This window comes from Salinibacter sp. (assembly GCF_036626415.1).
Classification (GTDB): domain Bacteria; phylum Bacteroidota; class Rhodothermia; order Rhodothermales; family Salinibacteraceae; genus Salinibacter.
Window position 1 is genome coordinate 14,667 of record NZ_JAZKRW010000007.1, and the last position, 25,751, is coordinate 40,417.

Genomic DNA, 25,751 nt, shown 5'->3' on the forward strand with positions numbered 1-25,751 from the left:
GGACGACGATGTGCCTTGAGTGTCCGTCTTGCCCAAATTCTCATGAGGATTCGACCGCGTCTAGCAGCAGAGGAGACCCGTCTGGGGCCCCGCTGGGCGCTGCTTCTGCTGTGCGGACTGCTGGTAGGGTGTGGGTCGACGCAGCACGTGGGCGAGCGGGGGCTTCCCGACGTGGAAGGAATCGCCAGCTACTACGCCGACAAGTTTGTGGGCCGGACGACGGCCAACGGAGAAGTCTACGAGCACGAGGGACTCACGGCCGCCCACCGCACCCTGCCGTTTGGCACTCGCGTGCGTGCTACCCGACTCGACGCCCCTGCTCAGCCGTCCGTCGTCGTGCGCATCAACGACCGAGGGCCGTTCAAGAGGGGCCGCATCATCGACCTCTCAAAGACGGCGGCCGGGCGCCTAGACATGATTCGTGATGGGCTTGCGGAGGTGCGGCTAGAGGTCGTCTCGTACCCGACAGGCACAGCCCCCTCGGCCCAAGAATCGTCGGAGGCGTCCCCCCCGCCCCCGGAACCGCCGAACGCCGGATGGTAGCCGATGGGTGGACGTGCTTGCGGATCTTCAAGGCGAGAGATAAAAAAGAGGCCGACCCGACTGGCGGGCGCGGCCTCCGTGTTCGGACATCACACGACGGATGGACCCGACGGGCGTCCTACGGCTTCTCTGTTGCCACGAAGTCGGCCCGCTCACCGGACGGGGTGCTCACCACGTCCGTGACCTCGACCGAGAAGCTCTTTTCGCGCTCGCGGCTCCGATCATAGAGAATGCCCTCAAAGGTGGCGTCGTCCTCTTCACTGGCGAGGTCTTCGATTTTCTCTTCGTTTTCCCCAAAGAAGACTCCTTTGTAGGCCTTGCCGTAGACGGTCTTCTCCGAGTAGGCGAACCCCTCTCCGTCCATGTCGTTAAGCGTCGCGTCGTGCAGGTCGTACAGGCTCATAGTCGTGCTGAGAGTTTAGGTAGGACAGTGTGTGCGAGACATGCGGTGCGGGAGCGTGTGCCGTCCGGCCGTGTGTCGTGTCCAGAGGAGGGTAAATCGGAAGGCACGACCGGACAATCAGCATGGCATAAACGTCGAGGCATCTGCTTCGAATTGACAACTCCCATGACCTCGGTAGAACCATCACTTATACGACGCGGGGCCCCATCGGTTCGCCGGAGCGGCTCCACGCCCGTTCGGTCCGAGAAAAGTGGTGTGCGCTGCCGCCGTTCCTGCCCGTTTGCCGTATTCCCTCCTGGCCATGCCTGAGTCTGCGTTCGATCCGGATCATGTGCGCGAGGCCCAGGCCGGCAACGAGGAGGCCCGGAACGGGCTTCTCCGTCGCCTGGAGCCCATTTTGCGGGGCTATTTCATCAAGCGCATCGGGGACGAGACCGATGTCGATGATCTGGTCCAGAATACGCTGGTGCGCATTCATGAAAGCCTCGATGACCTGAAGAAGCCAGGGAGTTTGAAGTCGTTCGCCATGAAGGCGGCCCTGTTTGAACTGCAGGACTACTACCGCGGACGGTACGACATGAAGGAGCGCCTCCGCGATCCGGAGCTTCCCCTGGGGCAGTCGACGGATCCGGAGGACCGGAGTGCCCACGTGGACGTGGAGAAGGCCCTCGATACCCTGACCCCCAAAGCGCGTCGGATTATGGAGCTGCGCGAGTACGGATACCTGTACCGCGAGATTGCCCAAATGCTGGACACCACCGAGGCGGCGGTGAAGATGCAAGTGAAGCGCGCCTTCGAGACCATGAAGGATGCTCTGAGCGTGCTGCTCCCTCTTCTGTGGGTTCTGGGCCTCTAGGCAAAATTCCGGGTCTGTTACTTTCCCCGTGCCGGCGGCGGCTGACTACATGTGGACAAATCCGAGGGGGAGAAGTGCCCCGTGCGGCGGCCGCCCTCGGAGTCGGTTCTTTTGCTGACGGACATGATTTTTGGACCATGGACGACACGTACGCTCCCCTTCTATTTGAAGAACCCCTTTCGCCCGAGCAGCGGGCGGAGCTGCGGGAGCGACTCGAGGACGATCCGGCCCTGGCTGAGGGATGGGCGCGCTGGCGACAGGTGCGCGCTCGGCTGCGTGAGCATCTGCAGGAGGCTCTTCCCGACCGGCGCCTTCTCGTCTTGTATGCCTTGGACGATGAGGGGGAAGGGCCCCTTACCCCTGAAGAGGCCCAGGCCCTCGACGCGGCCCGCGACGACATTGCCGACGCCATCGACGCTGTTCCAGCACTCCAACAGGTGGTGGAGCGGATTCAAGACGAACGGGCCGACTTCGAGACGGTGTGGGCGCAACACCGTGAAGAGATTCGGGACGCAGGGGCCGGTGCGGAGCGTCGCGTGTCGTCGGACCGAAATGAACGAGGCCCTCGACGGTCTGCCGCCTCCCGTGGAGAAGGACTTGAGCGCCGCTGGGTGTGGCGCCTCACTGTTGCGGCTCTCCTGCTCGGTGCCGCCGTGCTGGCCGTCTTTTACGGGCCAGAAGAGGGAAATCGGATGACCGTGACGGCCGAGGCCGGTGAGCAGCGACAGGTGGAGTTCGGAGATGGGTCGACGGTCCGGCTTGTGGGGGCGTCCACCCTGTCCTACAGCCCCGACATGAGCACGGCCGAGGAGCGTCGCGTCACTTTGGCGCGGGGGCGTGCGTACTTCGACGTGGTCTCTCGAGACGGCGCTCCGTTTGTGGTGACCACGCCCGCGGCCCGCACGGAGGTGCTCGGAACGCAATTTGGGGTTGCGGCCGGCACCGACACCACGGAGGTTGTGCTCGTAGATGGCCAAGTTCGCGTGGGGCCGGACGAGGAAGACGAAGCCGAACCGGTGGTGCTGGCCCCCGGCGAGCGCAGCATGGTCCGAAAGGGAGACGCCCCCACCTCTCCGACCCCGGTGGACCTTACCGCGACGCTGGACTGGACCGGCCTCTTTGTCTTTCGGGCTGTGCCCACGAGCGCCATTGCGGAGCAGTTGCGTGATCACTACGGAGTGTCCATCACCGTGGCACCGGCCCTGGCCAACGAGCCCGTAACGGGGACCTTTGAGCGGGGCCAGCCGGTCGAGCAGGTGCTTAACACGATCGCCCGTACGCTGGGTGCAGACGTGCGCAGGGAAGAGGACGCCTACCAGCTCGAACCCGCTTCCTGAGCGTCTTTGTGGGAGGGCGCGTGGGGGGGCACCCCTCTTGAAGAGGCCGGCGAATATGGAGGTCGCTGAACGAAGGCCCCTGTCGAAAGTAGGACAGTCCTTGCCTGTCCCTTTAGGTTCATCCCAGCGAGGACTGTGCCGCGCTTCCTGTACGTCGTCATTGGGGTCCTGGTGGTATGGGGGGGCGTGTGTGAGGCGGAGGCCCAGACGCAAGAGCCCATCAATGTCCGCGTGCCCGGCGCTTCCTTAACGGAGGCCCTCGAAGAGGTGCGCTCCCAAACGGATCTCGACCTCGTCTACGCTGAGCGGCTCGTGCAGGGACGTACGACGAGCTGTTCGTATGCCGGCTCGGATCGGGAAGCGGCCCTCCGGTGTGTGCTGGACGGCACGGGCGTCCGGGCCGAGCGGGTGCGCCGCGGGCAGTACGTGCTCGTGGCGAATTCTGATGAGGGGCGCGAAGAGGCCGCGCCGCGCGCCTCGCTCAAGGGATATGTGGTGGACGCAAAGACGGGCGAGCGGTTGCCGGGGGCACACGTGTACCTTACGCAGCTTAAGGCCGGGACGACGACGAACCAGGACGGCTATTTTGTCTTGTCTAGCCTCCCCCCGGAGGACTACGTAGTGCGCATTTCGTACCTTGGGTACCGGTCGGTGGATACCACGCTCACGGCCGGGGCCGAGCCCGTCCGCATCTCACTGTCGGGCACGTCCATCCAATCGGAGGGCGTCGTCGTAGAGGCCGGATCCACGAGCCTCAAGGACAATGACCGCCTCCCGGGCATGCAGTCGGTTGCCCTGAATCGACTTGACCGGCTGCCCTCGTTCGGGGAGCCGGACCTCTTCCGCGCCCTCCAGTGGACCCCGGGCATCCGAAAGTCGGGTGTGACGAGCGGCGGCCTCAGTGTTCGGGGGGGCAAGCCCGACCAGAATCTTTACCTCCTGGACGGCGCTCCGGTCTACCATCCGTGGCATGCCTTCAGCCTGATCTCGACGTTCCAAACCCAGACCCTTCGCTCGACGGACCTCTACCGCGGGACCTTCCCCGTGGAGCATGGGGGGCGCCTGTCGGCTGTGCTCGACGCACAGATGAAGGACGGCAGCCGACGTGAGCCGAAGGCGGTGGCGGCGCTCAGTGTGCTGAGTGGACGGTTTCGGGTCGAGTCGCCCCTCACGAGCTCGACCTCATTCATGGTCTCGGGGCGGCGCTCGTACCTCGATAAGCTCATCGGGCGGCAGCATCCAGTCACGGGAGACAATGGACGCCGCGACACCCTCCGCACAGGATACTACTTTTTCGACACCAGCGCGAAGCTCACGCACCGCTTCGGGCCCAACCACCGCCTCTCGTTCAGCTATTACCGCGGGCGTGACGACCTAGACCTTCGCCTTCCGTTTGACCTGTCCCTGGACTTCTCCTCTTGGCTTCGCCCGGCCGACCTTCTGTTTGAGGTGGCTCAGAACTGGGAAAATCAGGTTGTCAGCGGCCAGCACCGGTATCTTGCCGGCGACGATGTGTTTGTCACCACCACGGGCTACTACTCCGGGTACCGGGCCCAGGAGGCGTCGCTCGTGCAACCGACCACGACCGCGTCGCTCACGTCTGACTATCGGGTTCAGCTCGCCGACGCAGGGGTGACGGTGCAGGCCGACTATCACCACTCGGTGAGCCATGAGCTGACTGCAGGATTGGAGGTCTCCACGCTTCAATTTGAAAGCACCCTCGACAGCGATCTGCAGCGGTCGAGTGGGACGTCCACCCGTCGCCAGCAGGAAAGCCGAGTCTCCGCTGCGAAGGTGGCTGGATACGTGCAGGACACGTGGACCCCGACGCCGCGGTGGACGGTGGAGCCAGGGGTGCGGGCCAGCTATTTTAGCGGGGGCAACTACGCGCACCTCTCCCCTCGGCTTAGCGTGCAGCATGTCGTGCATCCGCGGTGGCTCGTTGTTGAGGGGAGTGCGGGCCTCCACGTACAGTACCTGCAGCGCCTCCGCGACCGGTATTCGTTGGCGTACGATCTGGTGTCAAGCCGTTGGATCCCGGCGAGCGATCGCGTGCGCCCCGCGACGGGGGGGCAGTTGGGCCTCGGAACGTTCACGCAGCTGCGGCCCGGCTGGACCCTGGAGCTTGACGCATACGCCCGAGAGACGCGCCACACCCTCGTCCCGGCCGACGTGTTTCAGGAGAAAGAGGGCATCGACGGCCCCGGCATTGAACTCGGGGCACTGCTCGGACAGTACGTGACGGGGGCCGAGCGTGCCTACGGCATCGAGGTCAGCACGCGTTACGAGCAGGGCCCGTGGCGGGCACGGTTCTCGATGAATACGGGGCGGACCTTCGTCCGGGCCCCGGCCCGATCGGGCCTCCGCTGGCGCCCATCGGGACTGGACGTGCCCGTGTCGGTCCGCAGCACGCTTGGGTGGGATGGGGACCACTGGCGGGCCACGGTGGCTGCGGAGTTGCGCAGTGGGTATCCGGTGACGGTCCCCGAGGCGCGTTATGAATTGGGCGACCCCACGGCCCCCGCCGCCACCACCTACCTGCATCGCCCGCAGATCCACAACGGGCGGCTCCCGCCGTACCTGCGAGTGGACCTGACCGTGGGCTACCAGTTCCAATTGCTGTCCGCGGACTGGACCGCCACGGCGGACATCTTCAATGTCCTCAACCGCGACAACATTCAGGATCAGACGTACCGGCCGACCGAGACTGGCATCAACGTCAACCGCCGGCGGGGGCTGCCGATTCTTCCCCTTCTGGAGCTGAAGATGGAGCTGTAGGGCGTTCGTGGACGGGGCGGGTGCACATGACAGGCCGATGGCACGCTTGTCACGGTGTGCGCTGGCCAGACACGAGGGGTCGCCGCAGAGCTGCTCGGCATCAAGCGCGCAAACTGTCTTTTGATGAGACGAGAGACCGGAACCCACATACTGCGGGCCCTCGGGGGCGTGCTCCTGACGGTAGGACTTTTCCTGATTCTGGGACGGTGCGACCTGGTGGAGCCCACAGAGCCGCAGCCGCTTGTGGTCGAGGCGTTTCTAAAAACCGACCGTCCCCTTCCTGCAATCACGCTTCGGCGGACCCGTCCGCTTGACGCGCCGGGCCGTCGGGACGAGAAGGCGGCGCAGGGGGCGACCGTTGAGCTTGTGCTGGGCAACCGGACGGTCGTCTACGAGGCGGACGACTCGCGTCCGGGACGGTACGTTCCTGGAAGGACCCCGGAGACGGTCCCCGCGGGGGTTTCCTGGGCCCTCACGGCTCGGTGGCGGGGCGAGGTTGCACGGGCGCAGGGGCGGACGCCGCCGCCCATCGATCTGAAGGAGGTGTGCGTGGAGGTGCCGGAGGCCCCGGTGCAGGCCGTCCGTGTTGATTCGCTGCGCCGCGACTCGCTCGACATTCCTGCGGAGCGGGGATACCTTTATCCAGTCGATGTATCGTTGACGTGGCCGAATGGGACGGGGCCCGAAAGGGCGGATACAACCCACTGGGTACGGCCACAGCTCAACCCGGACACCACCGAGTCTTCGTCTCGCTTTATCAACTTTTTCCTGGAGCCGGTGGATGTGCGGCGGGAGGATCAGTTCCGAACCCAAAACGGGCAACGAGCGTGGCGGGGGGTCTATGCGGTGCCCGTCGAAGACAGCACCTCAGCGTTTCCCGGGCACGATCTTACCGCAACGCTTACCCGGGGCGATACCGCATTCGCGGCGTTCGCTCGGAGTCGAGACGACCCCGAGCGGCGTGAGCCCATTTCAAACGTAGAGGGGGGGCTCGGGGTTGCCACGGCGGTCGCGATCGACTCGTTGCGCCGTTCGGTCACGTCGGCAGGAGAGCAGCAGTGCTACGTTCCGTAAAAGGGTTTGTAGAAGAGAGGAACCGCGGAGAATCCAGACCGGAGACCGGGCATACAACGACCGTGGCCATACGCCGACAGAAGGCCATCCAGTGTGTATGCTATCCCGCAACCCGACTCCGTCGCATGTCTGAGGGGATGCCAGAGAGAACAATTACGCGCCTCGACCCCCAAGTCAACAACGAAGACCGGGTGTCGGTCTTTCTGGACGAGGAGTTTGCGTTTGGGGTGCACGAGGACATCGTCGTGAAGCACGGCCTGACGGTGGGAATGACCCTTGCTCCCGAGGACGTACGTGACATCGAGGCCGATGAGCAGTACGTGAACGCCAAGCAAGCGGCGCTCGACTACCTCGCACACAAGCCCCGTACGGAGACAGAGGTGCGGCGAAAGCTCAAGCGCAAAGACGTGTCGGCGCCCGTGATCGACGACGTGATTGCCCGGTTGTACGAACTGGAGTACCTCGACGACGAGGCCTACGCGCACGACTACGCCCACAACCGCTTTTCCAGCAAAAAGTACGGCCCCGTGCGCATCCGGCGGGAGCTAGAGGAACGGGGCATCGACCGGCACCTGGCCGACGTGGCGGTTGACACGCTTTTTGCGGATGAAGACGCAACCGCCGCGGCCTGGGAGCACGCCGAGTCCCGGTGGCCACGCCTGGCCGACGAAGACGATCCGCGCCGGCGCCGGCAGAAAATGTACCGCTACCTTCGCCGGCGCGGCTTTACGTCCGAGACCATCCGGCCCATCCTTGATGAGCTCGAACGGGACGGGGGGCACCCCCCCGTGTAGCCAGGGACCCAGGGACGGGAACGACGTGGTTGCCTCTGTCCGGCGACTCCTTTCTTCGACACGGTATTCTTCGACACGGCTCGCCCGCCCGTATGCCCGACGGATCCAATCCGTCTTCTTCTGCGCCCGACGAGCCCCCACGCACCGATGGGGGAGCGCCGTCGTCCTCGGAGACATCGACGGCCCTTTCCGACCGGACGCCCTCTTCCCCTCGGAGGGGCGGCCGCGCGGGTGCGTCACGTCCGCCCGGCGAGGCGTCCGGGACCTTCACGTTCGACAAAATTGTCCGCTTTTTGCTGGGGGCCACGGCCGTTGTGACCGCCGGGTGGATGCTCTGGTACTTCGCCGGGATCGTGTTGTATCTCATCGTCGGCGGGCTTCTCGCGTATGTGCTTCGGCCCCCTGTCGATTACATTCAGGGGCTCGGCGTAGGACGGGTGCCGGCCATTCTGATGGCGTTCACGGTCTTTTTGGGGGTGATCGTGGTGGTGGTCACGTCGGTGGTGCCGTTCATCACGCGCCAGGTGCAGGACCTGTCGCAGCTCATCACCGTCGATACGGCCGCGTACGTTGCCAATCTCATTGAGGCACAGGTCCAGGGCGTCGTTCCGTTGGAGAAAGGGGTACTGGAAAAAAATGTCCGCCAGGTGGCCACATCGCTCATGCGGGGCGATCTGGTGGAGGGACAACAGGTCGCCGAGACGGTCGGCTCCGTCGTGAGCGTCTTCACGAACATCGTGTACGCCGTCGTCATCGTGCCGTTCGTCACGTTTTTCCTGCTCAAAGACGAGCTTAGAATTCGGCGGAGTCTGCTCCACCTCGTCCCCAATCGGTACTTTGAGGTGACCCTGTCCATCCTTGCGAAGGTGGAGATGAACATTGGCCGGTACTTTCGGGCCCTGCTGGTTCAAGGGACGGCCATTGCGATCATTGCCTCCATCCTCCTGTGGATCGTCGGCCTGCGGGGGGCCATCGCCATCGCCATTTTTACCGGCCTGGCCAACACCATTCCCTATTTTGGGCCCTTCCTGGGCTTCCTGGCGGGGACGCTCGTGGGCATTGCCCAGACGGGAGACGTGTCGCTCGTGCCGGGGGTGGCCCTCGCCATGGCCCTCACCCAGCTGGCCGATAACGTGCTGCTCCAACCCCTCATTTTCTCGCGTGCCGCCCAAACCCATCCGCTCGTGATTCTCTTCGTGGTGCTGGCGGGGGCCCAGTTGGGGGGCATCGTGGGGATGCTAATGGCGATTCCCCTCACCACGACGCTGCGCGTGATCGTGGAGCAGCTGCTCTGGAGCCTCCGCAACTACCGTATTTTGCGGGCCGGCTAGGCCTACAGGATCGAGGACCTCCCCGAGGCGTTTTTCGAAGTGTCGTTGTCGTTTCTCTCGCCCCCATCGCTCCGTCCATGTCCCGCTCAACCGCCGCCGCTCTGCGCTCCGACGCCACCGTGCACGACGCCGAAGATCTTGATGCCGCGGTGGCCGCGGTCCGAGATCAGGTCGGCTGGGCCCCCGAGATGGCGCTCATTCTGGGGTCGGGACTGGGGCGCCTGGCAGAGGCGGCGCACGACACGACGGTGGTCTCCACCACCGACATCCCCCACTACCCCACGTCGACCGTAGAGGGGCACAGTGGGACGCTCGTGTTTGGGACGCTGGAGGCGTCCCGGGTCGTTTTTGTGCAGGGGCGGGTGCATCTTTACGAGGGCTATCCGGTGCAGCAAGTTGCGATGCCGGTGCGGCTCGTCCACGCCCTCGGGGCCGATCGCATGCTCGTTACCAACTCGGCCGGCGGCATCAACCGCACCTTCGAGCCCGGCACGCTCATGTTCATCACCGGCCACCTCAACATGGCGTTTGCCAGTCCGGGGGTTGGCGCCGGGGCGGAGCCGGCCCGAGCGCACGAGAACGCGGCGGCGTTCTACGACCCGGCGTGGACGACCCGGGCCGAGCAGGTGGCGGTTGACCTGGGCCTGGAGGCCCGGCGGGGCACCTACGCCTGGACGCTGGGGCCCAACTATGAGACCAAGGCAGAGGTGCGGGCGCTGGAGCACCTGGGCGCCGACGCAGTAGGGATGAGTACGGTGCCAGAGGTCCTTCAGGCGCACCGGCTCGGCATGACGGTGCTCGGCCTCTCCACCATCACAAACCCGGCAGCGGGCCTGGCCGCTGGGGCCCTCGACCACGACGAGGTGCTGGAAGTCAGTGAGCGGGTGCGGGGAGACCTGATGGAGCTGGTGCGGGGCATCGTACGGGTGGCAGACGAGTAAGAGAGAGCCCTGTAGAGGAGAGGGGCATCCTTGCTCCAACCGGTTTCCCGTTGACCTACTCCGCGCGGCGGAGGGCGGTGTCGAACCGATCGAGTTCCGTCTGCAGGCGCTCGCGCATCGGATCGAGGCGCGGATCGTCGTGGTGCGTGGAGGCGTCGAGGACTGCTCCGTGAAACCACTGTTGTGCCTCGGGGGCGCCGCTCAGGGCCGCAAAAATATCCTCGCCGGCCTCCAGGCTCTGGGTGATGGACCACAGGTTGTGGATCTTGTCGGCCAGGCTGATGGCGGCGGCGTCCGGGGAGCCCGTGCGGATGCTGTCCAGGTAGTCCTCCTTGCGGGCCCGCCAGGGCCGCATCTCCCCATCGTCGTCGAGCTTCTGCTCCGACACCTGCGCCACGAGCCGGGCCACCTCCGCCCCCACGGCATCCCGGAGCTGCTTGCGTCGCAGGCGCTGGCCGTGCTGGTTTATGTCCTCAATCGCGTCGTGCAGGTAGGCGGCGGCCACGGGCACCTCTCCCCACCCCGCCCGGCGCACAATGGACGCTACGGCGGCGAGATGGGCGATGACCGGAATCTGAATCTCTTCGCCCTCGGGCACCTCAAACGCCGGGTCGCGCCAGACGCCCTTTCGGTAGGTGCCGTCGTGCCATTGCGCCGATAGCTCGATGGCGTGTTCGATGAGCGGGCTGAAGAGGGCCTCCGAGGGTGAGTCTTCCTCCATGAAAAGGGGGGAGCGGGTCTGTTCGGTACGATCGGCGGGCGGTCGCGGCGGGCGTTCGTCCCGCTATACTTCCACGACCTGGTGGGCAGAGGTGTCGGTCTGGAGCGCGTGCCGCAGGTCGTTGAGCAGGGCGGGACTGTACTTGTTGAGATAGTACAGCACGTTGATCATGCGTTCCTGGAGCGTCCCGGCCGGGCGAAGGTTGACGTGGGCCTTTCGGAGTTGCGCCCGAACCTCGTCCTGCTGTCGCTTCTCGGCCCGCACGACCTTTTGCTTCAACGACTCCATCTCGTCCATGATGGCCGACCGCGCCGCTTCGGTTGAGGCGCCGAGCGTCCGGTCTACGGCCTCCACTTCGGGCTTCAGGGCATTGAGGGTCTGGTGGAGCTGCGGCAGGGCCTCCGAAAAGAGGGCGTCCACGTCGACCTCCATGGTGTCGACGACCACATTTTGGAAGAGTGGGTCCAGGTTGGTTTGGAAGTCCGCAACCGTCAGGTCGTACTTGTCGAGCACCGTTTGCACCTTTCCCTCCACGAGGGAGACACTCGCCCGCGGATGGATGAGGGGCATGTCCAGGCCCGCCCACTCGTACACGCCGCCGTACTGGGCGAAGTAGGAGACCTCGCCGGGGCCCGCCACGTACGCGGCCGTGGGGAGGAGGTGGTCCTGCATCAGCGGCCGCAAGACGACGTTGGGGCTGAAGCGTTCGGGGGTCTCGTCGAGATGATCAAGCAGCTCGGATTGGGAGAACGTGCGGTCCGTGCCACGAAGCCGGAAGGTGTGTTCTTCCCAGTCGAGCGCCCGGCGGCTGTCGTCGCCGAGCCAGAACAAATTGGTCGGACGGGCCGTCACCTGCGCGTGGTAGCCCCGATCACGGAGCGCTCGGCTGGCCGCGCCCACCTGCGCGGCGGAGGCCTGTGGGGACTCAATCTCGCGCCGAAAGAGGGGGCGGCTCAATGCCTTCAGCCGCGCATCGTCCGGGTTTATGAAGACGAGCCCGTCGTCCGCGAAGAAAGAGCGCATCAGCTGGGCGAAGGCATCCTCGAGGCGGGTGCCGGGCCTGTAGGCGGCGCGCACGTGCTCCATCACCGCCGGCTTGAAGTCGGAGGGCGGCAGGGCCTCGTCGAGCTGGTCGACCACGTCGTGAATTCCGTCGGTCAGGGCGAGTCGCCCGACCGCCCCGGGATTGTCCTCCACGTCAGGGGCGTAGGAGAGCGGCACGACCTCGTTGCGGTGGAGGACGTGCGCCGCGGCGATCTCCTCAAAGTCATGGTCTTCGCCCTCCACCCAGAAGACCGGGACGACGGGGCGCCCCGTCTGGTCGGCCCACTCCTCGACCAACTGGAGCGTCGTGAGGGTCTTGTAGATGGTGTAGAGCGGCCCCGTGAACAGCCCCACCTGCTGCCCCGTCACGATGGCGATGCTGGCCGGGTCCCGTAGCGCTTCGATGTGAGAGCGGGTGCTGGCGTCGAGGCCCCAGCGCTCGTTTTGGGCGAGCAGTGTCTCGGCGAGCACGTCGCGGTCCGCGGGGCGCTGGGCGGCGGATTCCGCGGCTGTCCGCCGGGCCGTCCGGGACTGCCAGTCGCCCGGGTAGAAGTCCGCGACGGCGTCGAAGTCGGTACAGTAGTCGATGAACAGGTCGGGAAAGGCGCCGAGGGAGGCTGGGGAGACCCGGCGAGCGGCGGTGTCGATGGAGGACGGCATGCGGGCGAGCGGCGATGGTCAGAGTGAGGCGGGGGCCCGGAGGTGCGGAGAGCAGATGCGCGATGGGAAGGGGGAACGACGGGCAATAAAAAAGGCGAAGCCGCGGGCACAAATCCCGCAGGGCTTCGCCAGGAGCGAACGGCCGACCAGGAGGCGTCAATTCTGGTTCTGTTGCTGCTCCTGCTCCAGGCGCTGGATTTCGTCGCGGAGCTCGGCGGCGCGCTCGTAGTCTTCCTGTTCGACGGCCTCCTCAAGCTGCTTCTGCATCTGTTCGAGCTCGGTCCCCTCTTCTTCCTCCGAGGAGGACGTTTCTTCCGCCTGCTCAGCGAGGGAGGAGATGTCCGATTCGTCCTCGGCGACGATCCCGGCCTCGTCCAACACCGCCGGGGCGACGAAGATGGGGGCATCCACCCGGACGGCGAGCGCCACGGCGTCGCTGGGCCGGGAGTCGAGCTGGTGTTCCTCCCCGTCGTGGCGGTATCGGATCTTGGCGAAGAAGGTGCCCTCTCGGAGCTCGTCGATGACGACCTCCGTCACGTCCACGTCCACCGCCTCAAAGGAGTCGCGCAGCAGGTCGTGCGTCATCGGGCGCGGGGGCTGAATCTTTTCCAGCTCCAGCGCGATCGCCTGGGCCTCAAACGCCCCGATGATGATCGGCAGGCGTCGATTGCCTTCCACCTCCCCCAAGACGAGGGCGTAGGCCCCTCCGCTGGAAGGGCTGGTGGAGAGACCAATGATATCTACACGAGTAAAATCCATCGCGAACTCAGTGAATTCGGAGAGAGTGCTCAATGCCCGAAAGTAAAGCGCCGGCGCCCCTCGCCGATCTGCAGGAGGGGATTACCTGCTGGAGACGACCCCCGCCTCTTCAAGCGACACTTCCAACGCGTCCAAAAACGCGTTGTTCTCTTCTTCGGTCCCCGCACTGACGCGCAGATACCCGTCCAACTCCGGGTACCCGCCCATGTTGCGGACCAGGACGCCGCGGTTGGCCAGGTGCTCCTGCAGCGTATCGGCCGGCACGGGCGTTGTGAAGATCACGAAGTTTGCCGCCGACGGCACCACCTCGACCGCGCCCAGGGCTTGGAGGGCCTCGGTGAGACGTGTGATCGACGTTTCGATGCGCGCCACACGGTCTGCAATCAGGTCTGGACGCTGGAGCACCGCGAGGGCCGTCTGCTCAGCGAAGCGATCCACCATGAAGGGCAGGCGCGCCTTCATGAGCTCTGTCACCACGGCGGGGTGGGCCAGAAGATACCCGAGCCGTGCGCCCGCCAGCCCGAACCCTTTTGAGAGTGTGCGAAGAATGAGTACGTTGGGGTGCCGGTCGAGCAGGTCGAGGGCGGTGCCTTCCGGGTTGAACTCGACGTACGCCTCGTCGATGACTACGAATCCGGAGCTTGCCGTCACGACCTGCTCGAGCTCGTCGAGCGTCATGGCCAGCCCCGTCGGGTTGTTGGGGGTGGTGAGGATCGTAAGAACGGCGTCGGTCTCCGCCGCGGCCCTGGCCAGGGCATCTGCGTCGAACCCGAAGTCGTCTCGGGGAGGCACGATGGTAAGGTCGGCCTCCTGTAGGCGCATCACCTTTTCGTAGAGAGAGAACATGGGGCGGGGCAGGACCACCGGATCGCCCGCGTCCAGAAAGGCAAGGCCGAAGGTGTAGGTGATTTCGTTGGAGCCGTTGCCGACGAGGATCTGATCGGGGGCGACCCCATCGTACTCCGCGAGTGCGTGGCGCAGGTCCTCCGGCTGTTCGGAGGGATAGCGGTTCATTGCCACCTGCGCGTGTGCGTCGAGCAGCTCCTCCTTGAGGCCCTCCGGAAGGTCGAAGGGGCTCTCGTTCTGGTTGAGCTTCACGTCAATCCCCTCCGGCATGTCCACGATGTACTCACTCCGGGCCCGTACGGCCGGCCGAATGTGCTGGAGCACGTCGTCGAGGGACGGAGAGTCAGGGTCTACGGCCATGGGCCCGGCGGGACGTATCGAAGGGAACAGCGAACCGAAGGGAAAAGCGAACAAGGGGCACCAAAGTACCAGCGGGCAGGCACAATGTCTCCGGGGTCACGGCTTTTTCGAACCCGGTCCATCGTCGGTGCCGCGGTCGAGTCGTGTCCGGATCGCCTCGGCGTGGGCCTGCAGGTCCTCCGCCTCGGCGATGGTCGCAATCTGCGGCCCGGTTTTGTTCAGGCGCTTCTGCGAGTAGGAGAGGACGGACTGCGTGCGCACGAAGTCGTCCACCCCGAGGGCCGAGGCGTGGCGGGCCGTGCCGCCGGTGGGCAGCACGTGGTTGGGGCCCGCGAAGTAGTCGCCCACGGGCTCGGAGGAGTGCTCGCCCAGGAAAATTGCCCCTGCGTGGCGGATGCGGGTCATGGTTCGCCACGGATCGTCTGTGTGAAGTTCCAGGTGCTCCACGGCGAGCTCGTTCATGAGGTCGATTGCCGCGTCCATCGTGTCGGTCACGATGCAGGCCCCGTAGTCGGCCAGCGACCGTTCGATGACGTCGGCCCGCGGAAGGCCGGGAACCATCTGCTCGACGTGCGTCTGGACGGCCTCGGCGAGCGGGCGGTGAGGGGTGAGAAGGATCGCGGAGGCCCGTTCGTCGTGTTCAGCCTGCGAGAGAAGGTCGGCGGCCACAAACTCGGGGTCGGCGGTGGCGTCGGCCAGCACGCCGATCTCGCTGGGGCCCGCGACGGAGTCGATGCCCACCCGCCCGAACACCTTCTTCTTGGCGGCGGCGACGTACGCGTTGCCGGGCCCCACAATCGTGTCGACCGCCGGGACCGATTCGGTGCCGTACGCGAGCGCCCCGACGGCCTGGGCGCCCCCCAGGGCGTAGATGTGCTCGAGGCCCAGCAGGGCGGCGGTGGCGAGCACGAGGGGGTGCGGGCGCCCGTCCGCCTGCGGCGGCGAGACAAGGTGGATCTCGTCGACTCCGGCCACCTGGGCGGGAATCGCGTTCATCAGCAGGCTGGACGGGTAGAAGGCCGTGCCGCCCGGCACGTACAGCCCGGCCCGTTCCATCGGTACCACGCGCTGGCCCAGCACCACCCCGTCGCCGTCTTCGGTAAACCACGACTCCCGAACCTGCTTCTCGTGGAAGCGGCGGATGTTGGCGGCGGCCTCCTCGAGTGCGCCTCGGAGATCCGCGTCGAGCGCATCGGCCGCCCCCTCGAGGGCCGACGCGGGAGCCTTGACGGGGTCCGGCCGCACCCCATCGTACGTCTCGGTCAGATCGAGCAGCGCCGCGTCGCCCTCCGTGCGGACCCGGGCCAGGATGTCGTCGACCGTGGCGTCGACCTCGTCGCTAAAGGTGCCGCCCCGGCTCATGATGGCGTCGAGGCGGGCGGTGTCGTCGGGCGTGATGAGTGGGATCATCAATGTCGGAGGTGTGTGGTATTCGAATCAGACGGGTAGGTCTATTTTCGAGCGGGGGGAATGTTTTCCGGTGGACGTTGGAAGGTTGGAACGTTGAAGGTCGGAAGGTTAAGGGATCGAAGGTGAGGGCGTCGGATAACAGGCTGGAGGCGGTTCTCAGTGAGGCATCGCCGAAACGTCCGGCTCGTGTGTAGCGTTCGACCTTTTGATATGCCTGATGTCAAGACTGCTTCTCATACCGTTGGCACCGCTGGGGACCGCGTGGACCTCAAGACGATGGACCGCGCGGCCCTGAAAGACTTCGTGGCCGAGCACGGCGCGCCCCGCTACCGCGGCGACCAGCTTTTCAACTGGATCTACGGGAAGGGCGTCTCCGACTTCGAGCAGATGTCGAACCTCCCGAAGCGCATGCGGCGCGGCCTGCACCGCGACGCGACGGTCGAGGGCATTGAGGTCGTCGAGCAGCAGCAGGCCGCCGACCAGACCGTGAAGGCGCTCTTCGAGCTGCCGTCGGGGCGCGAGGCGGAGACGGTGCTCATCCCCGCCATCGACGAGCGGGGGGAGGCGCGCCGCCTCACGGTGTGCGTGTCGAGTGAGGTCGGGTGCGCAATGGGGTGCGAGTTTTGTGCGACCGGCCTCATGGGCTTCCGCGAGAACCTGACGCCCGGGGCCATCTTCGACCAGGTGTGGCACATGAACGAGGTGGCCCACGAGCGCTTCGGGCGACCGGTGACGAACGTGGTGTTCATGGGCATGGGCGAACCGCTCCTCAACTACGACGCGGTGCTCGACAGCATCTCGATTCTCACCGACGAGGACAGCCTCAACCTGTCGGCCCAGAAGATCACCGTGTCCACCGTCGGCCTCGCCCGCCGCATCAAGGACCTGGCCGACGACCAGCTCCGCACCAACCTGGCCGTCTCGCTGCACGCGCCGGACAACGAGACGCGCAGCCGCATCATGCCGGTGAACGAGGCGGAAAAGACGAGCCTCCCGGCGCTGAAGGAGGCGCTCCGGTACTACTTTCAGAAAACCGGTCGTCAGATTACCTACGAATACTGCCTGTTCCGCGGCGTCAACGACAGCGAAGCCGACGCCCGCAACCTCGCCGAAGTGAGCCGCTGGGCGCCGAGCAAGGTGAACCTGCTGATGTACAATCCGGTCGAAGGGTTGAATTTCGAGCGCACGTCCGAGGAGCAGCTCGACCGCTTCGTGCAGGTGCTCGTGCAGGAAGGGGTGACCGTGACGGTGCGCCGCAGCCGCGGGCAGGACATCGACGCGGCGTGTGGGCAGCTGGCCAACGACGAAGATCGAGAGTAGAGGGTTGGGGGCCAGGGTGCACGCGAAAAGACGCGAAAGGCCGGCGGACGGCCTCACGCTGTGCGACCCTCAAGATCCACCGCACGTCCATACCGTTTATTCCGCTTCTGGCCATGGTCTCTTCTTCCAACACGCCTGGCTGGCTCACCCGCCTCGTGCAGGGGCTCCTCGGCATCCTCGGCTTTTACGCCGCCGTCCGGCTCCTGCCGCGCGTGCTGAAAAGCATGACGCGCCGCTTCCTCTTCGGACTCATCGGCGAAATTCTGCTCGTTGCCCTCGGGCTCTTCCTCACCCGTCGGGCCACCGAGGGCCCCACGTCCGGAGACACCGCGTCCGGGGAGAAGAGGCGCCGAACCGGGCGTGCAGGAGAACCGGGAGGCCATGAAGGAGACACGGCCCCGTAGCGATTTGCTCGTGGCGGCCGGGCCGTCGGGGCCGATTGATTTTCGAAGCGATCGCGCATTATCTCCCCCTGCCATGTTCGAAGAGACGAGCGTTCGACCGGAACGGCTCGGCGTCATCACGCACGGGTCGCTGAACGAGGGCATCGAGATGAAGCTCGACTCGGCGGAGTCCGTGGAGGACGTGGTGGCCGGGACGTTCGTCGTGATTCAGGGGGAGAAGCACGACTTCTTCTGCATGATCACGGACATCGAGATCGAGGCGGCCAACGAGCAGATCCTGCTCCACCCGCCGGGCCCGTCCGACGACCTGCTGCGCGAGGTGATGCAGGGCTCCGGCACCTACGTCACCGTGCAGCTGAAGCCGATGCTCATGATGCCGAACGCCGACCATCCGGAGCTGACGGACGAGGAGCCGGCGTCGGTGAAAACCATCCCGGCCCACTTCTCGCCGGTGGCGCCGGCGGCGGCCGACGACGTGGCGCGGGTCTTTGGCGACGAGGCCTTGGAGGGCGGGCAGACGTACTTTCACGTGGGCCACCCCATCGGGATGGAGGAGAGCCCGGTGTGCGTCGACCTGTCGAAGTTTGCCGAGCGCTCGAACGCGATCTTCGGCAAGACGGGGACGGGCAAGACCTTCCTTACGCGCCTGCTGCTGGCGGGGACGATCGTGACCGGACGGGCCGTGAACCTCGTGTTCGACATGCACTCCGAGTACGGCTACGGGAGCCAGGCGGAGGGAGAGAACGGGCAGGCCCAGTTCGTGAAGGGGCTGCGGGACCTCTTCCCAAGCCGGGTGAGCCTCTTTTCGCTGGACCCCTCCACCACCCGCCAGCGCGGCCACACGCCGGACTACGAGGTGCATCTGCACGCCGACCAGATCCAGCCGGCCGACATCCTCCCGCTGCGCGACACGCTCAACCTCAACGCCACTGCCGCCGAGAGCAGCTACCTCCTCAAAAACCAGTACGGCGACCAGTGGCTTACGACCCTCCTGGAGGCCCAGAGCGGCGACGACTTTGAGCGGCTGGCCGGCGAGACCGGCGCCCACAAAAACTCGATCGAAGCGCTGCGCCGCAAGCTCGCCCCGTTCCAGGAGTACGACTTCTTCACCACCCAGCCGTCGCCCGACGACTACGACGTCCTCGATGCGCTTCTCGAAACCCTGGATTCGGGCACGTCTGTCGTGCTCGAATTTGGACAGTACGACGACCTGCGGGTGTACCTGCTGGTGGCCAACGCCCTCACGCGCCGCATCCGGCGGGCCTACGAGGAGAAGACGAACCGCTACCGGCAGACCCAGAACGAGGCCGACAAGCCCCAGCCCCTCATGATCACGATTGAGGAGGCGCACAAATTCCTGTCGCCGGACATCGCGCACGAGACGCCGTTCGGCAAGATTGCGCGCGAGATGCGGAAGTTCTTCGTCAGCCTCCTGGTGGTAGACCAGCGGCCCAGCGCGATCGACGAAGAGGTGCTCAGCCAGATTGGCACCAAGATGGTCGCCAAGCTGAGCGACGACAAAGACATTGGCGCGGCCCTCGTGGGCACGAGCGACGCGTCGTCCCTCCGCGAAATCCTTGCCTCCCTCGACGCGAAACAGCAGGCCCTCCTGCTCGGTCACGCCGTGCCCATGCCCATCGTCGTCAAGACGCGCACCTACGACCAGGACTTCTACGACGCGCTCCGCACTCACCCGGCGACGAGAAGTGCCGACGGAGACGACGACCCGGACGAAGAGATGGAAGACCTCTTCTACTAAACAAATTAGCGGGGTTACTCAAGGGGGGAACCCCACTACGGACGTCTCAACCCGCGGCCGGTGAGTTGTGCGGAGGCCGGGACGCCGTCCAAAACGGAGCACACCGGACGATCACAGTGGACACCCCGTCCGGGACTGCACAAATGGAGGGCTATGCCCGGCGCATCGACGGCTGGGAGACGGCAGAAGCGGGCGTCTCCGAGAGCGCCGCCGCTCCATCGTCGCTGCCCGACGAGTCCTCCGTCAGTGCGTCGGAAACGGCATCTTGGAAGCTCTGCAGCAAGAGGGCGGCGTAGAGGCTGCGATAGGGGTGGCGCTCTCGGGCCTCAACGGAAAGGGACGGCAGACGGTCATTCATGGCAGAAGGGAGGTTGGGTCAAAAGGGAAACCAGAAGGGCACCGTGGGCGGTGTTTTGTGGAAATCTTGCTCTGTCTTCAATTACAACAAACAGTGTGCCAGGCGTGTAGGCCGCCCGAATCGTTTCCAAAACAGAAAAAGACAGACGAGAGGAAAGAGCGCAAGATGCGGAGTTTGGACGAAATCGAGACGGGGCATATCTCGAGTTGAAACGACCCGGTCGTGCTCGTACTTTCGGTAGTCCCGGCCTCGCTTGTACGGGGGAATGCCTTTTCCAACGATGTCCCTTCTGTCTTATGCCTGACTCGTCGAACGTCTCTCCTGACACCACTCCCACGAGCGACCCATCCTATGACCTCGTAGGCTCCCGCCGCCAGCCGCTCGACGCCATCTTCGAACCGGAGAACGTCGCGGTGATCGGGGCCAGTGAATCGCCCGGCAGTGTGGGGCGCACCCTCCTCTGGAACCTTGTGAGCAACCCGTTCGGCGGCACGGTCTTTCCGGTCAACCCGAAGCGGGACAGCGTGCTCGGCATTGAGGCGTACACGGACATTAAGGCGGTAGAGGCGAACGTGGACCTGGCCGTCGTCGCCACCCCCGCCCCCACTGTGCCTGGCATCGTGGAGCAGTGCGGCGAAGCAGGCGTGGAGGGGCTCGTCATTGTCTCCGCCGGCTTCCGCGAGGTGGGCGAGGAGGGGGCCGAGCTCGAGCGCGAGATCAAAGAGATTGCCCGGGAGCACGACATCCGCATCGTGGGGCCCAACTGCCTGGGCATCATGCGACCGCCCAACGGCCTCAACGCCACCTTCGCCGGGTCGATGGCCAACGAGGGCGACGTGGCGTTCGTCAGCCAGAGCGGCGCGCTCCTTACCTCAATTCTCGACTGGAGCTTCCGCGAGAACGTCGGCTTCAGTTCGTTCGTCTCCATCGGCTCGATGCTCGACGTCGACTGGGGCGACATGATTGAGTACCTGGGCGACGACCCGAAGACCGAAAGCATCGTGCTCTACATGGAGTCGATTGGGAACGCGCGGTCGTTCCTGTCGGCGGCGCGGGACGTGGCGCAGAGCAAGCCCATCATCGTCATCAAGGCGGGGCGCACCGAGGCGGCGGCCGAGGCGGCGGCCTCCCATACCGGCACCCTCACCGGCAGCGACGCCGTGCTGAACGCGGCCTTCCGCCGCAGCGGCGTGCTGCGGGTCGACGACATCAACGACCTCTTCTACATGGCCGAGGTGCTCAGCAAGCAGCCCCGTCCGGAGGGACGCAACCTCACCATCCTTACCAATGCGGGCGGGCCCGGCGTGCTGGCGACCGACGCCCTGATTGGGGGCGGCGGCGAGCTGACGCCGATCTCCGAGGACGCGATGGGGGACTTCGACGAGATTCTCCCGCCGGCCTGGAGCCACGGCAATCCCGTCGACATCCTGGGCGACGCCGACCCGGAGCGCTACGCGGAGTCCCTGGAGGTGGCGGCCAACGACGAGAACAGCGACGGGCTGCTGGTCGTGCTGACGCCGCAGGCCATGACCGAGCCCACGAAGACGGCCGAGCACCTGCGGCCCTACGCCCGCGACAACGACAAGCCCATCCTGGCCAGCTGGATGGGGGGCGACGCGGTGGCCTCCGGCGAGAACATTCTCAACGAGAGCGGCCTGCCGACCTTTGCGTACCCGGACACCGCGGCGCGCGTGTTCAACCACATGTGGCGCTACAGCTACAACCTGCGCGCCCTCTACGAGACGCCGAGCCTGCCGGAGGACGAGCCCGGGCTTCCCGACCGCGAGGCGGCCGCCGGCATCGTGCAGGAGACCCACGAGTCCGGCCGCGTGCTGATGACCGAGCACGCCTCCAAGGAGCTGCTTGCGGCCTACGGCATCCCCACCGTCGAGTCGCCGGTGGCGGAGACCGCTGACGAGGCGGTGGCGGCGGCGCAAGAGATCGGATATCCGGTGGTGGTGAAGCTGCACTCCACCTCCATCACGCACAAGTCGGATGTGGGCGGCGTGCACCTCGGCCTCACGAGCGAGGAGGACGTCGAGTCCGCCTTCACCCAGATTGAGAGCAACGTGGGGGAGGGGTTCGACGGGGTGACGGTGCAGCCCATGATCGACCGGAGCGACGGGTATGAGCTCATCATTGGCAGCAGCATGGACGATCAGTTCGGGCCCGTGCTGCTCTTCGGCTCTGGGGGCCAACTGGTGGAGGTCTACAAGGACCGCGCCCTCGGCCTGCCGCCCCTAAACCGCACCCTGGCCCGCCGCATGATGGAGCAGACCCAGATCTACGAGGCGCTTCAGGGCGTGCGGGGCCGTGCGCCGGTGGACCTCGATGCCCTGGAGACCCTGCTGGTTCGCTTTAGCCAGCTGGTGGTGGAACAGCCGCGCGTGAAGGAGATCGACGTGAACCCGCTGCTGGCCCGGCCCGGGGACGACGGCCTCCTGGCCCTCGATGCCCGGGTGGTGCTGCACCCGTACACGAAGGACGATGAGGAGCTGCCGACGCCCGCGATCCGCCCCTACCCGCGGCAGTATGTCGGCACACACGCGATGGCCGACGGCGACGCGGTGACGATTCGTCCCATCCGTCCCGAGGATGAGCCCAAGCTGGTGACCTTCCACGAGCGGCTGTCTGAGCGGAGCGTGTACCTGCGCTACGCCAACCTGATGAAGCTGGGGCAGCGGGTGGCCCACGAGCGACTGGCTCGCATCTGCTTTATCGATTACGACCGCGAGATGGCGCTGGTGGCCGAACGGCCCACGGACGAGGGGGACGATCAAATCATTGGGGTCGGACGCCTCACCCAGCAGCCCGGGCGCAGCGAAGCGGAGTTTGCGATGCTCGTGGTCGACGAGTACCAGGGGGAAGGCATTGGGACCGAATTGCTCCGTCGCCTCGTGGAGGTGGGGGAGAACGAGGGCCTTAACCGCATCACGGCCGACATCCTGCAGCAGAACCACGCCATGCAGCGGGTCTGTGAGAAGCTTGGCTTCGAGCTCGTGCGGGGCGACGGTCGCGAAATGGTACAGGCCGTAAAAACGCTCTGACGGGGGCTCTCGTTAGGCCGGGGGGAAGGCCCTCCCGACGCGAGAACTGGAGGGGACAAATAAAGGCGACAAAGAAAAAAGGCTGCCCCCTCCCACATTGGGAAGGAGCAGCCTTTTGGTTTTCGGTTGCAGGGGCGCGCGCCGATGGGCGCGAGCGTGCAGAGGGGCGTTACATCATGCCACCCATGCCGCCCATGCCACCCATGCCGCCCATGCCGCCGGCACCGCCAGCGGGCATTCCGCCGCCGCCACCGCCGCCACCGCCGTCGTCGTCGTCCTCATCTTCGAGGTCGGCGATCACAGCTTCGGTGGTCAGCAGCATGCCGCCCACGGACGCAGCGTTTTCGAGCGCGGAGCGCGTGACCTTCGTCGGGTCGAGCACGCCGTCGTCGAGAAGGTCCCCGTACTCTTCCGAGCGGGCGTTGAAGCCGAAGTCGCCCTCGCCTTCCTTCACCTTCTGGACAACGATCGAGCCCTCGTGGCCCGTGTTCTCGGCGATCTGGCGCAGCGGAGCCTCGAGGGCTTCGCGCACAATGGAGACGCCGATCTCCTGATCTTCGTTCTCGACCTCCACCTCTTCGATGGACTCAAGGGCACGGAGGTAGGCCACACCGCCACCCGGAAGCACGCCTTCGTCGACGGCCGCGCGGGTTGCGCTGAGTGCGTCCTCCACGAGCGCCTTCTGGGCCTTCATCTCCGGCTCGGTCGCGGCGCCCACGTTCAGCACCGCCACACCGCCGGCGAGCTTCGCGAGGCGCTCCTGCAGCTTCTCCTGGTCGTAGTCGGAGGTAGAGTTGGCGATCTGCTGCCGGATCTGGTTGACCCGGGCCTCGATCTCCTCCTCGGAGCCTTCGCCCCCAACGATCGTGGTGTTGTCCTGATCGATGGTGATGCGGTCGGCCTGCCCGAGGTAGTCGAGCGTGGCGTTCTCGAGGCGGTAGCCCTTCTCCTCGCTGATGACCGTGCCGCCGGTCAGGACAGCGATGTCTTCGAGCATCGACTGGCGACGGTCGCCGAATCCGGGCGCCTTTACGGCGGACACCTTCAGCGTGCCGCGCATCTTGTTCACCACGAGCGTGGCCAGGGCTTCCCCTTCCACGTCCTCGGCGATGATCAGCAGCGGGTTGTTCGTCTGGCTGACCTTCTCGAGGATCGGCAGCAGGTCCTGCATGTTGCCAACCTCGTCGTCGTAGATGAGGATGTAGGCATCTTCGAGCACCGCCTCCATCTCCTCGGAGTCGGTCACGAAGTAGGGCGAGAGGTAGCCGCGGTCAAACTGCATGCCCTCAACCACGTCGAGGTACGTCTCGATGCCACGGGCCTCTTCAACGGTAATCACACCGTCCTGCCCAACACGCTCAAACGCGTCGGCAATCAGGTCGCCAATCGCGTCGTCGTTGTTGGCCGAGATCGTCGCGACCTGCGAGATGCGGTCCTTGCCCTCGACCGGGTCGCTCTGGTTGCGAAGGTGCGTCACGACCTCTTCGGCCGCCGCGGTAATGCCGCGCTTCACGTCCATCGGGTTGGCGCCGGACGTGACGCTCTTCATGCCGGCGTTGATGACGGACTGGGCCAGCACGGTGGCCGTCGTCGTGCCGTCGCCTGCGTCGTCGTTGGTCTTCGACGCGGCTTCCTTCAGCACCTGAGCGCCAATGTTCGGGAGGCGCTGCTCCAATTCAATTTCTTTTGCGACTGTGACGCCGTCCTTCGTAATCGTCGGGGCGCCAAAGGATTTCTCCAGCACGACATTGCGACCCTTGGGGCCGAGCGTGACCTTGACGGCCTTCGCCATCTGGTCCACGCCCTCCTGGAGGGCGCTTCGTGCGTCGGAATCAAATTTAATCTGCTTCGCCATGGTTGCGTATAAAGGGTTTCGTTCGGGGAATTCGTTCGGGAGTGGAAGTCGGTCGTGCAACCGCAGCGTCGAGCGCCACGGAAACGGCCGGGTCGTTATCCTTCAACGACGCCGAAGATGTCGCTCTCGCGCATGATGAGGTACTCATCACCGTCAAGCGTCACCTCGGTGCCGGCGTACTTGCCGTAGAGGACGTCATCGCCCTCTTCCACCGTCATGTCGATCCGGGTGCCATCTTCGACACGGCCCGGGCCGATCGCGACGACCGTTCCCTCCTGGGGCTTCTCCTTCGCCGAGTCCGGGATGTAGAGACCACTTTCGGTCTTTTCGTCGGCCGGTTTCGGCTGGACGACGACGCGGTCGCCGAGAGGTTTGATGCTCGTCATGATTTGTTCGGAATGCCTTGTGAGGGATGTGTAGATGAGGCTTCGGAAACTGTTATCACTCACCGATGGCGAGTGATAATAACTTCACTCCAGCTAACACAGCCCCCCAATCTGTGTTCCTGGAGGGGCGGTGGATGCGGGTGAAGATCGTCTAGCGACCCTCGCGGGACGAGACCTGCGGTGGATCGCGGCGCCGAACATCCGGGGCGGACTGAAGTGTGAAGCAACTCCTGCTTGGAAGAAAGCTCAGTCCTGACGCTGCTTCACTGCCCGCAATGGAAACGAACCGCCGCCGCGTTCGGCTCGTCTGGTACGGCCTGCTGGCAATCACGAGCGGAGTGTTGGCCCTCGCAATGCTCCCGCCCGTCTTGTCGGCCCCGCTTCAGGCCGTGGTCCGGGACGGCTTTGCCCCGGTGTGCCATCAGATGCCGGCACGTTCGCTCCATGTCGGCGGCGTCCCCGTCGCGCTGTGTGACCGGTGCACCGGAATCTATGTTGGGCTCGTGCTGGGCGTGGCCGGGACCGGTTGGGGGAGCGACCTGTGGGGCATGATCGGGGCCTACGGTCGGTACGTCTTCCTCGGGGCGATCGTCCCCGTCGGACTCGACTGGGCGGGGCCGCTTTTGCATCTGTGGGAAAACGGCCCTGCCAGTCGCATTCTCACGGGGCTTCTCTTCGGGATCGTCGCGGCCAGCTACGTCACGATCCGGCTGCTCCGTCGGAAGGCACGCGCCTCCGGCGCGGGTGGTCCCAAGTAGGCGCGCT

At 65.6% G+C, this 25,751-nt stretch carries 22 protein-coding genes; 13 read left to right on the forward strand and 9 right to left on the reverse strand.

What is annotated here, in order from left to right:
* Window positions 1-42 precede the first annotated feature (42 nt).
* Entirely contained in the window at window positions 43-543 is a 501-nt protein-coding gene (locus tag V5A20_RS01895; protein WP_332314864.1) for a septal ring lytic transglycosylase RlpA family protein, read from the forward strand.
* Window positions 544-661: 118 nt separating this feature from the next.
* Here V5A20_RS01895 and V5A20_RS01900 read toward each other — a convergent pair whose 3' ends face one another.
* Complete coding sequence (locus V5A20_RS01900) at window positions 662-946, reverse strand: hypothetical protein (RefSeq protein ID WP_332314863.1); 285 nt, start codon at window positions 944-946, stop codon at window positions 662-664.
* A 301-nt stretch (window positions 947-1,247) separates the two neighbouring features.
* Between V5A20_RS01900 and V5A20_RS01905 the strand changes: the two genes are divergently transcribed.
* From V5A20_RS01905 to V5A20_RS01935, 7 genes are all read left to right on the forward strand, one after another.
* The gene (locus V5A20_RS01905) at window positions 1,248-1,802 is read left to right on the forward strand and encodes an RNA polymerase sigma factor (protein ID WP_332314862.1); all 555 of its coding nucleotides are present in this window, start codon (window positions 1,248-1,250) and stop codon (window positions 1,800-1,802) included.
* 137 nt (window positions 1,803-1,939) lie between these two features.
* Complete coding sequence (locus V5A20_RS01910; RefSeq protein WP_332314861.1) at window positions 1,940-3,139, forward strand: FecR domain-containing protein; 1,200 nt, start codon at window positions 1,940-1,942, stop codon at window positions 3,137-3,139.
* Window positions 3,140-3,274: 135 nt separating this feature from the next.
* Entirely contained in the window at window positions 3,275-5,917 is a 2,643-nt protein-coding gene (locus V5A20_RS01915) for a TonB-dependent receptor (protein WP_332314860.1), read from the forward strand.
* 123 nt (window positions 5,918-6,040) lie between these two features.
* Window positions 6,041-6,991 carry a DUF4249 family protein gene (locus V5A20_RS01920; RefSeq protein ID WP_332314859.1) on the forward strand — a complete coding sequence of 317 codons (951 nt, stop codon included), beginning with the start codon at window positions 6,041-6,043 and terminating at the stop codon, window positions 6,989-6,991.
* 137 nt (window positions 6,992-7,128) lie between these two features.
* Window positions 7,129-7,785 carry a RecX family transcriptional regulator gene (locus tag V5A20_RS01925; RefSeq protein WP_332314858.1) on the forward strand — a complete coding sequence of 219 codons (657 nt, stop codon included), beginning with the start codon at window positions 7,129-7,131 and terminating at the stop codon, window positions 7,783-7,785.
* 92 nt (window positions 7,786-7,877) lie between these two features.
* Window positions 7,878-9,116, forward strand: coding sequence for an AI-2E family transporter (locus V5A20_RS01930; protein WP_332314857.1), 1,239 nt, complete (start codon window positions 7,878-7,880; stop codon window positions 9,114-9,116).
* A 77-nt stretch (window positions 9,117-9,193) separates the two neighbouring features.
* Complete coding sequence (locus V5A20_RS01935; protein WP_332314856.1) at window positions 9,194-10,057, forward strand: purine-nucleoside phosphorylase; 864 nt, start codon at window positions 9,194-9,196, stop codon at window positions 10,055-10,057.
* A 55-nt stretch (window positions 10,058-10,112) separates the two neighbouring features.
* On the opposite strand, the gene V5A20_RS01940 is transcribed toward V5A20_RS01935, so the two are convergent.
* The 5 genes from V5A20_RS01940 to hisD all read right to left on the reverse strand — a co-directional run bounded on the left by V5A20_RS01940 (window position 10,113) and on the right by hisD (window position 15,809).
* The gene (locus V5A20_RS01940; RefSeq protein WP_332326608.1) at window positions 10,113-10,778 is read right to left on the reverse strand and encodes an HD domain-containing protein; all 666 of its coding nucleotides are present in this window, start codon (window positions 10,776-10,778) and stop codon (window positions 10,113-10,115) included.
* A gap of 63 nt (window positions 10,779-10,841) precedes the next feature.
* Window positions 10,842-12,482 (reverse strand): bacillithiol biosynthesis cysteine-adding enzyme BshC, encoded by a 1,641-nt coding sequence (gene bshC / locus V5A20_RS01945; protein WP_332326609.1) that lies wholly within the window; start codon window positions 12,480-12,482, stop codon window positions 10,842-10,844.
* Window positions 12,483-12,638: 156 nt separating this feature from the next.
* The gene (locus tag V5A20_RS01950; RefSeq protein ID WP_332314853.1) at window positions 12,639-13,241 is read right to left on the reverse strand and encodes a bifunctional nuclease family protein; all 603 of its coding nucleotides are present in this window, start codon (window positions 13,239-13,241) and stop codon (window positions 12,639-12,641) included.
* Between the two features lie 81 nt (window positions 13,242-13,322).
* Window positions 13,323-14,447: a histidinol-phosphate transaminase gene (gene hisC, locus V5A20_RS01955; protein ID WP_332326610.1), complete on the reverse strand. Its 1,125-nt coding sequence runs from the start codon at window positions 14,445-14,447 to the stop codon at window positions 13,323-13,325.
* A 96-nt stretch (window positions 14,448-14,543) separates the two neighbouring features.
* A complete protein-coding gene (hisD, locus tag V5A20_RS01960; RefSeq protein ID WP_442978421.1) occupies window positions 14,544-15,809 on the reverse strand; it encodes a histidinol dehydrogenase in 1,266 nt (421 codons plus the stop codon).
* Between the two features lie 258 nt (window positions 15,810-16,067).
* Here hisD and rlmN point away from each other — a divergent pair, with 258 nt between their 5' ends.
* The 3 genes from rlmN to V5A20_RS01975 all read left to right on the forward strand — a co-directional run bounded on the left by rlmN (window position 16,068) and on the right by V5A20_RS01975 (window position 19,340).
* Window positions 16,068-17,177: a 23S rRNA (adenine(2503)-C(2))-methyltransferase RlmN gene (gene rlmN, locus V5A20_RS01965; RefSeq protein ID WP_332314850.1), complete on the forward strand. Its 1,110-nt coding sequence runs from the start codon at window positions 16,068-16,070 to the stop codon at window positions 17,175-17,177.
* A gap of 113 nt (window positions 17,178-17,290) precedes the next feature.
* Complete coding sequence (locus V5A20_RS01970) at window positions 17,291-17,581, forward strand: hypothetical protein (protein ID WP_332314849.1); 291 nt, start codon at window positions 17,291-17,293, stop codon at window positions 17,579-17,581.
* A 73-nt stretch (window positions 17,582-17,654) separates the two neighbouring features.
* Window positions 17,655-19,340: an ATP-binding protein gene (locus V5A20_RS01975; RefSeq protein WP_332314848.1), complete on the forward strand. Its 1,686-nt coding sequence runs from the start codon at window positions 17,655-17,657 to the stop codon at window positions 19,338-19,340.
* 151 nt (window positions 19,341-19,491) lie between these two features.
* On the opposite strand, the gene V5A20_RS01980 is transcribed toward V5A20_RS01975, so the two are convergent.
* Complete coding sequence (locus V5A20_RS01980; protein WP_332314847.1) at window positions 19,492-19,698, reverse strand: hypothetical protein; 207 nt, start codon at window positions 19,696-19,698, stop codon at window positions 19,492-19,494.
* Window positions 19,699-19,994: 296 nt separating this feature from the next.
* On the opposite strand from V5A20_RS01980, the gene V5A20_RS01985 reads away from it, so the two are divergent.
* Window positions 19,995-22,745: a bifunctional acetate--CoA ligase family protein/GNAT family N-acetyltransferase gene (locus V5A20_RS01985; RefSeq protein ID WP_332326612.1), complete on the forward strand. Its 2,751-nt coding sequence runs from the start codon at window positions 19,995-19,997 to the stop codon at window positions 22,743-22,745.
* 169 nt (window positions 22,746-22,914) lie between these two features.
* Here the strand turns inward: V5A20_RS01985 and groL are convergent, their stop codons facing one another.
* Entirely contained in the window at window positions 22,915-24,600 is a 1,686-nt protein-coding gene (groL, locus tag V5A20_RS01990) for a chaperonin GroEL (RefSeq protein WP_332314845.1), read from the reverse strand.
* Window positions 24,601-24,695: 95 nt separating this feature from the next.
* Window positions 24,696-24,986 carry a co-chaperone GroES gene (gene groES, locus V5A20_RS01995; protein ID WP_332314844.1) on the reverse strand — a complete coding sequence of 97 codons (291 nt, stop codon included), beginning with the start codon at window positions 24,984-24,986 and terminating at the stop codon, window positions 24,696-24,698.
* 275 nt (window positions 24,987-25,261) lie between these two features.
* Here groES and V5A20_RS02000 point away from each other — a divergent pair, with 275 nt between their 5' ends.
* Entirely contained in the window at window positions 25,262-25,744 is a 483-nt protein-coding gene (locus V5A20_RS02000) for a DUF2085 domain-containing protein (RefSeq protein ID WP_332326613.1), read from the forward strand.
* Window positions 25,745-25,751: the final 7 nt, after the last annotated feature.

Bases quoted from the DNA above. Each gene is read 5' to 3' on its own strand.
- V5A20_RS01895 (WP_332314864.1), top strand. From the start codon at position 43: ATGAGGATTCGACCGCGTCTAGCAGCAGAGGAGACCCGTCTGGGGCCC.
- V5A20_RS01900 (WP_332314863.1), bottom strand. From the start codon at position 946: ATGAGCCTGTACGACCTGCACGACGCGACGCTTAACGACATGGACGGA.
- V5A20_RS01905 (WP_332314862.1), top strand. From the start codon at position 1,248: ATGCCTGAGTCTGCGTTCGATCCGGATCATGTGCGCGAGGCCCAGGCC.
- V5A20_RS01910 (WP_332314861.1), top strand. From the start codon at position 1,940: ATGGACGACACGTACGCTCCCCTTCTATTTGAAGAACCCCTTTCGCCC.
- V5A20_RS01920 (WP_332314859.1), top strand. From the start codon at position 6,041: ATGAGACGAGAGACCGGAACCCACATACTGCGGGCCCTCGGGGGCGTG.
- V5A20_RS01925 (WP_332314858.1), top strand. From the start codon at position 7,129: ATGCCAGAGAGAACAATTACGCGCCTCGACCCCCAAGTCAACAACGAA.
- V5A20_RS01930 (WP_332314857.1), top strand. From the start codon at position 7,878: ATGCCCGACGGATCCAATCCGTCTTCTTCTGCGCCCGACGAGCCCCCA.
- V5A20_RS01935 (WP_332314856.1), top strand. From the start codon at position 9,194: ATGTCCCGCTCAACCGCCGCCGCTCTGCGCTCCGACGCCACCGTGCAC.
- V5A20_RS01940 (WP_332326608.1), bottom strand. From the start codon at position 10,778: ATGGAGGAAGACTCACCCTCGGAGGCCCTCTTCAGCCCGCTCATCGAA.
- bshC (WP_332326609.1), bottom strand. From the start codon at position 12,482: ATGCCGTCCTCCATCGACACCGCCGCTCGCCGGGTCTCCCCAGCCTCC.
- V5A20_RS01950 (WP_332314853.1), bottom strand. From the start codon at position 13,241: ATGGATTTTACTCGTGTAGATATCATTGGTCTCTCCACCAGCCCTTCC.
- hisC (WP_332326610.1), bottom strand. From the start codon at position 14,447: ATGGCCGTAGACCCTGACTCTCCGTCCCTCGACGACGTGCTCCAGCAC.
- hisD (WP_442978421.1), bottom strand. From the start codon at position 15,809: ATGAGCCGGGGCGGCACCTTTAGCGACGAGGTCGACGCCACGGTCGAC.
- rlmN (WP_332314850.1), top strand. From the start codon at position 16,068: ATGCCTGATGTCAAGACTGCTTCTCATACCGTTGGCACCGCTGGGGAC.
- V5A20_RS01970 (WP_332314849.1), top strand. From the start codon at position 17,291: ATGGTCTCTTCTTCCAACACGCCTGGCTGGCTCACCCGCCTCGTGCAG.
- V5A20_RS01975 (WP_332314848.1), top strand. From the start codon at position 17,655: ATGTTCGAAGAGACGAGCGTTCGACCGGAACGGCTCGGCGTCATCACG.
- V5A20_RS01980 (WP_332314847.1), bottom strand. From the start codon at position 19,698: ATGAATGACCGTCTGCCGTCCCTTTCCGTTGAGGCCCGAGAGCGCCAC.
- V5A20_RS01985 (WP_332326612.1), top strand. From the start codon at position 19,995: ATGCCTGACTCGTCGAACGTCTCTCCTGACACCACTCCCACGAGCGAC.
- groL (WP_332314845.1), bottom strand. From the start codon at position 24,600: ATGGCGAAGCAGATTAAATTTGATTCCGACGCACGAAGCGCCCTCCAG.
- groES (WP_332314844.1), bottom strand. From the start codon at position 24,986: ATGACGAGCATCAAACCTCTCGGCGACCGCGTCGTCGTCCAGCCGAAA.
- V5A20_RS02000 (WP_332326613.1), top strand. From the start codon at position 25,262: ATGGAAACGAACCGCCGCCGCGTTCGGCTCGTCTGGTACGGCCTGCTG.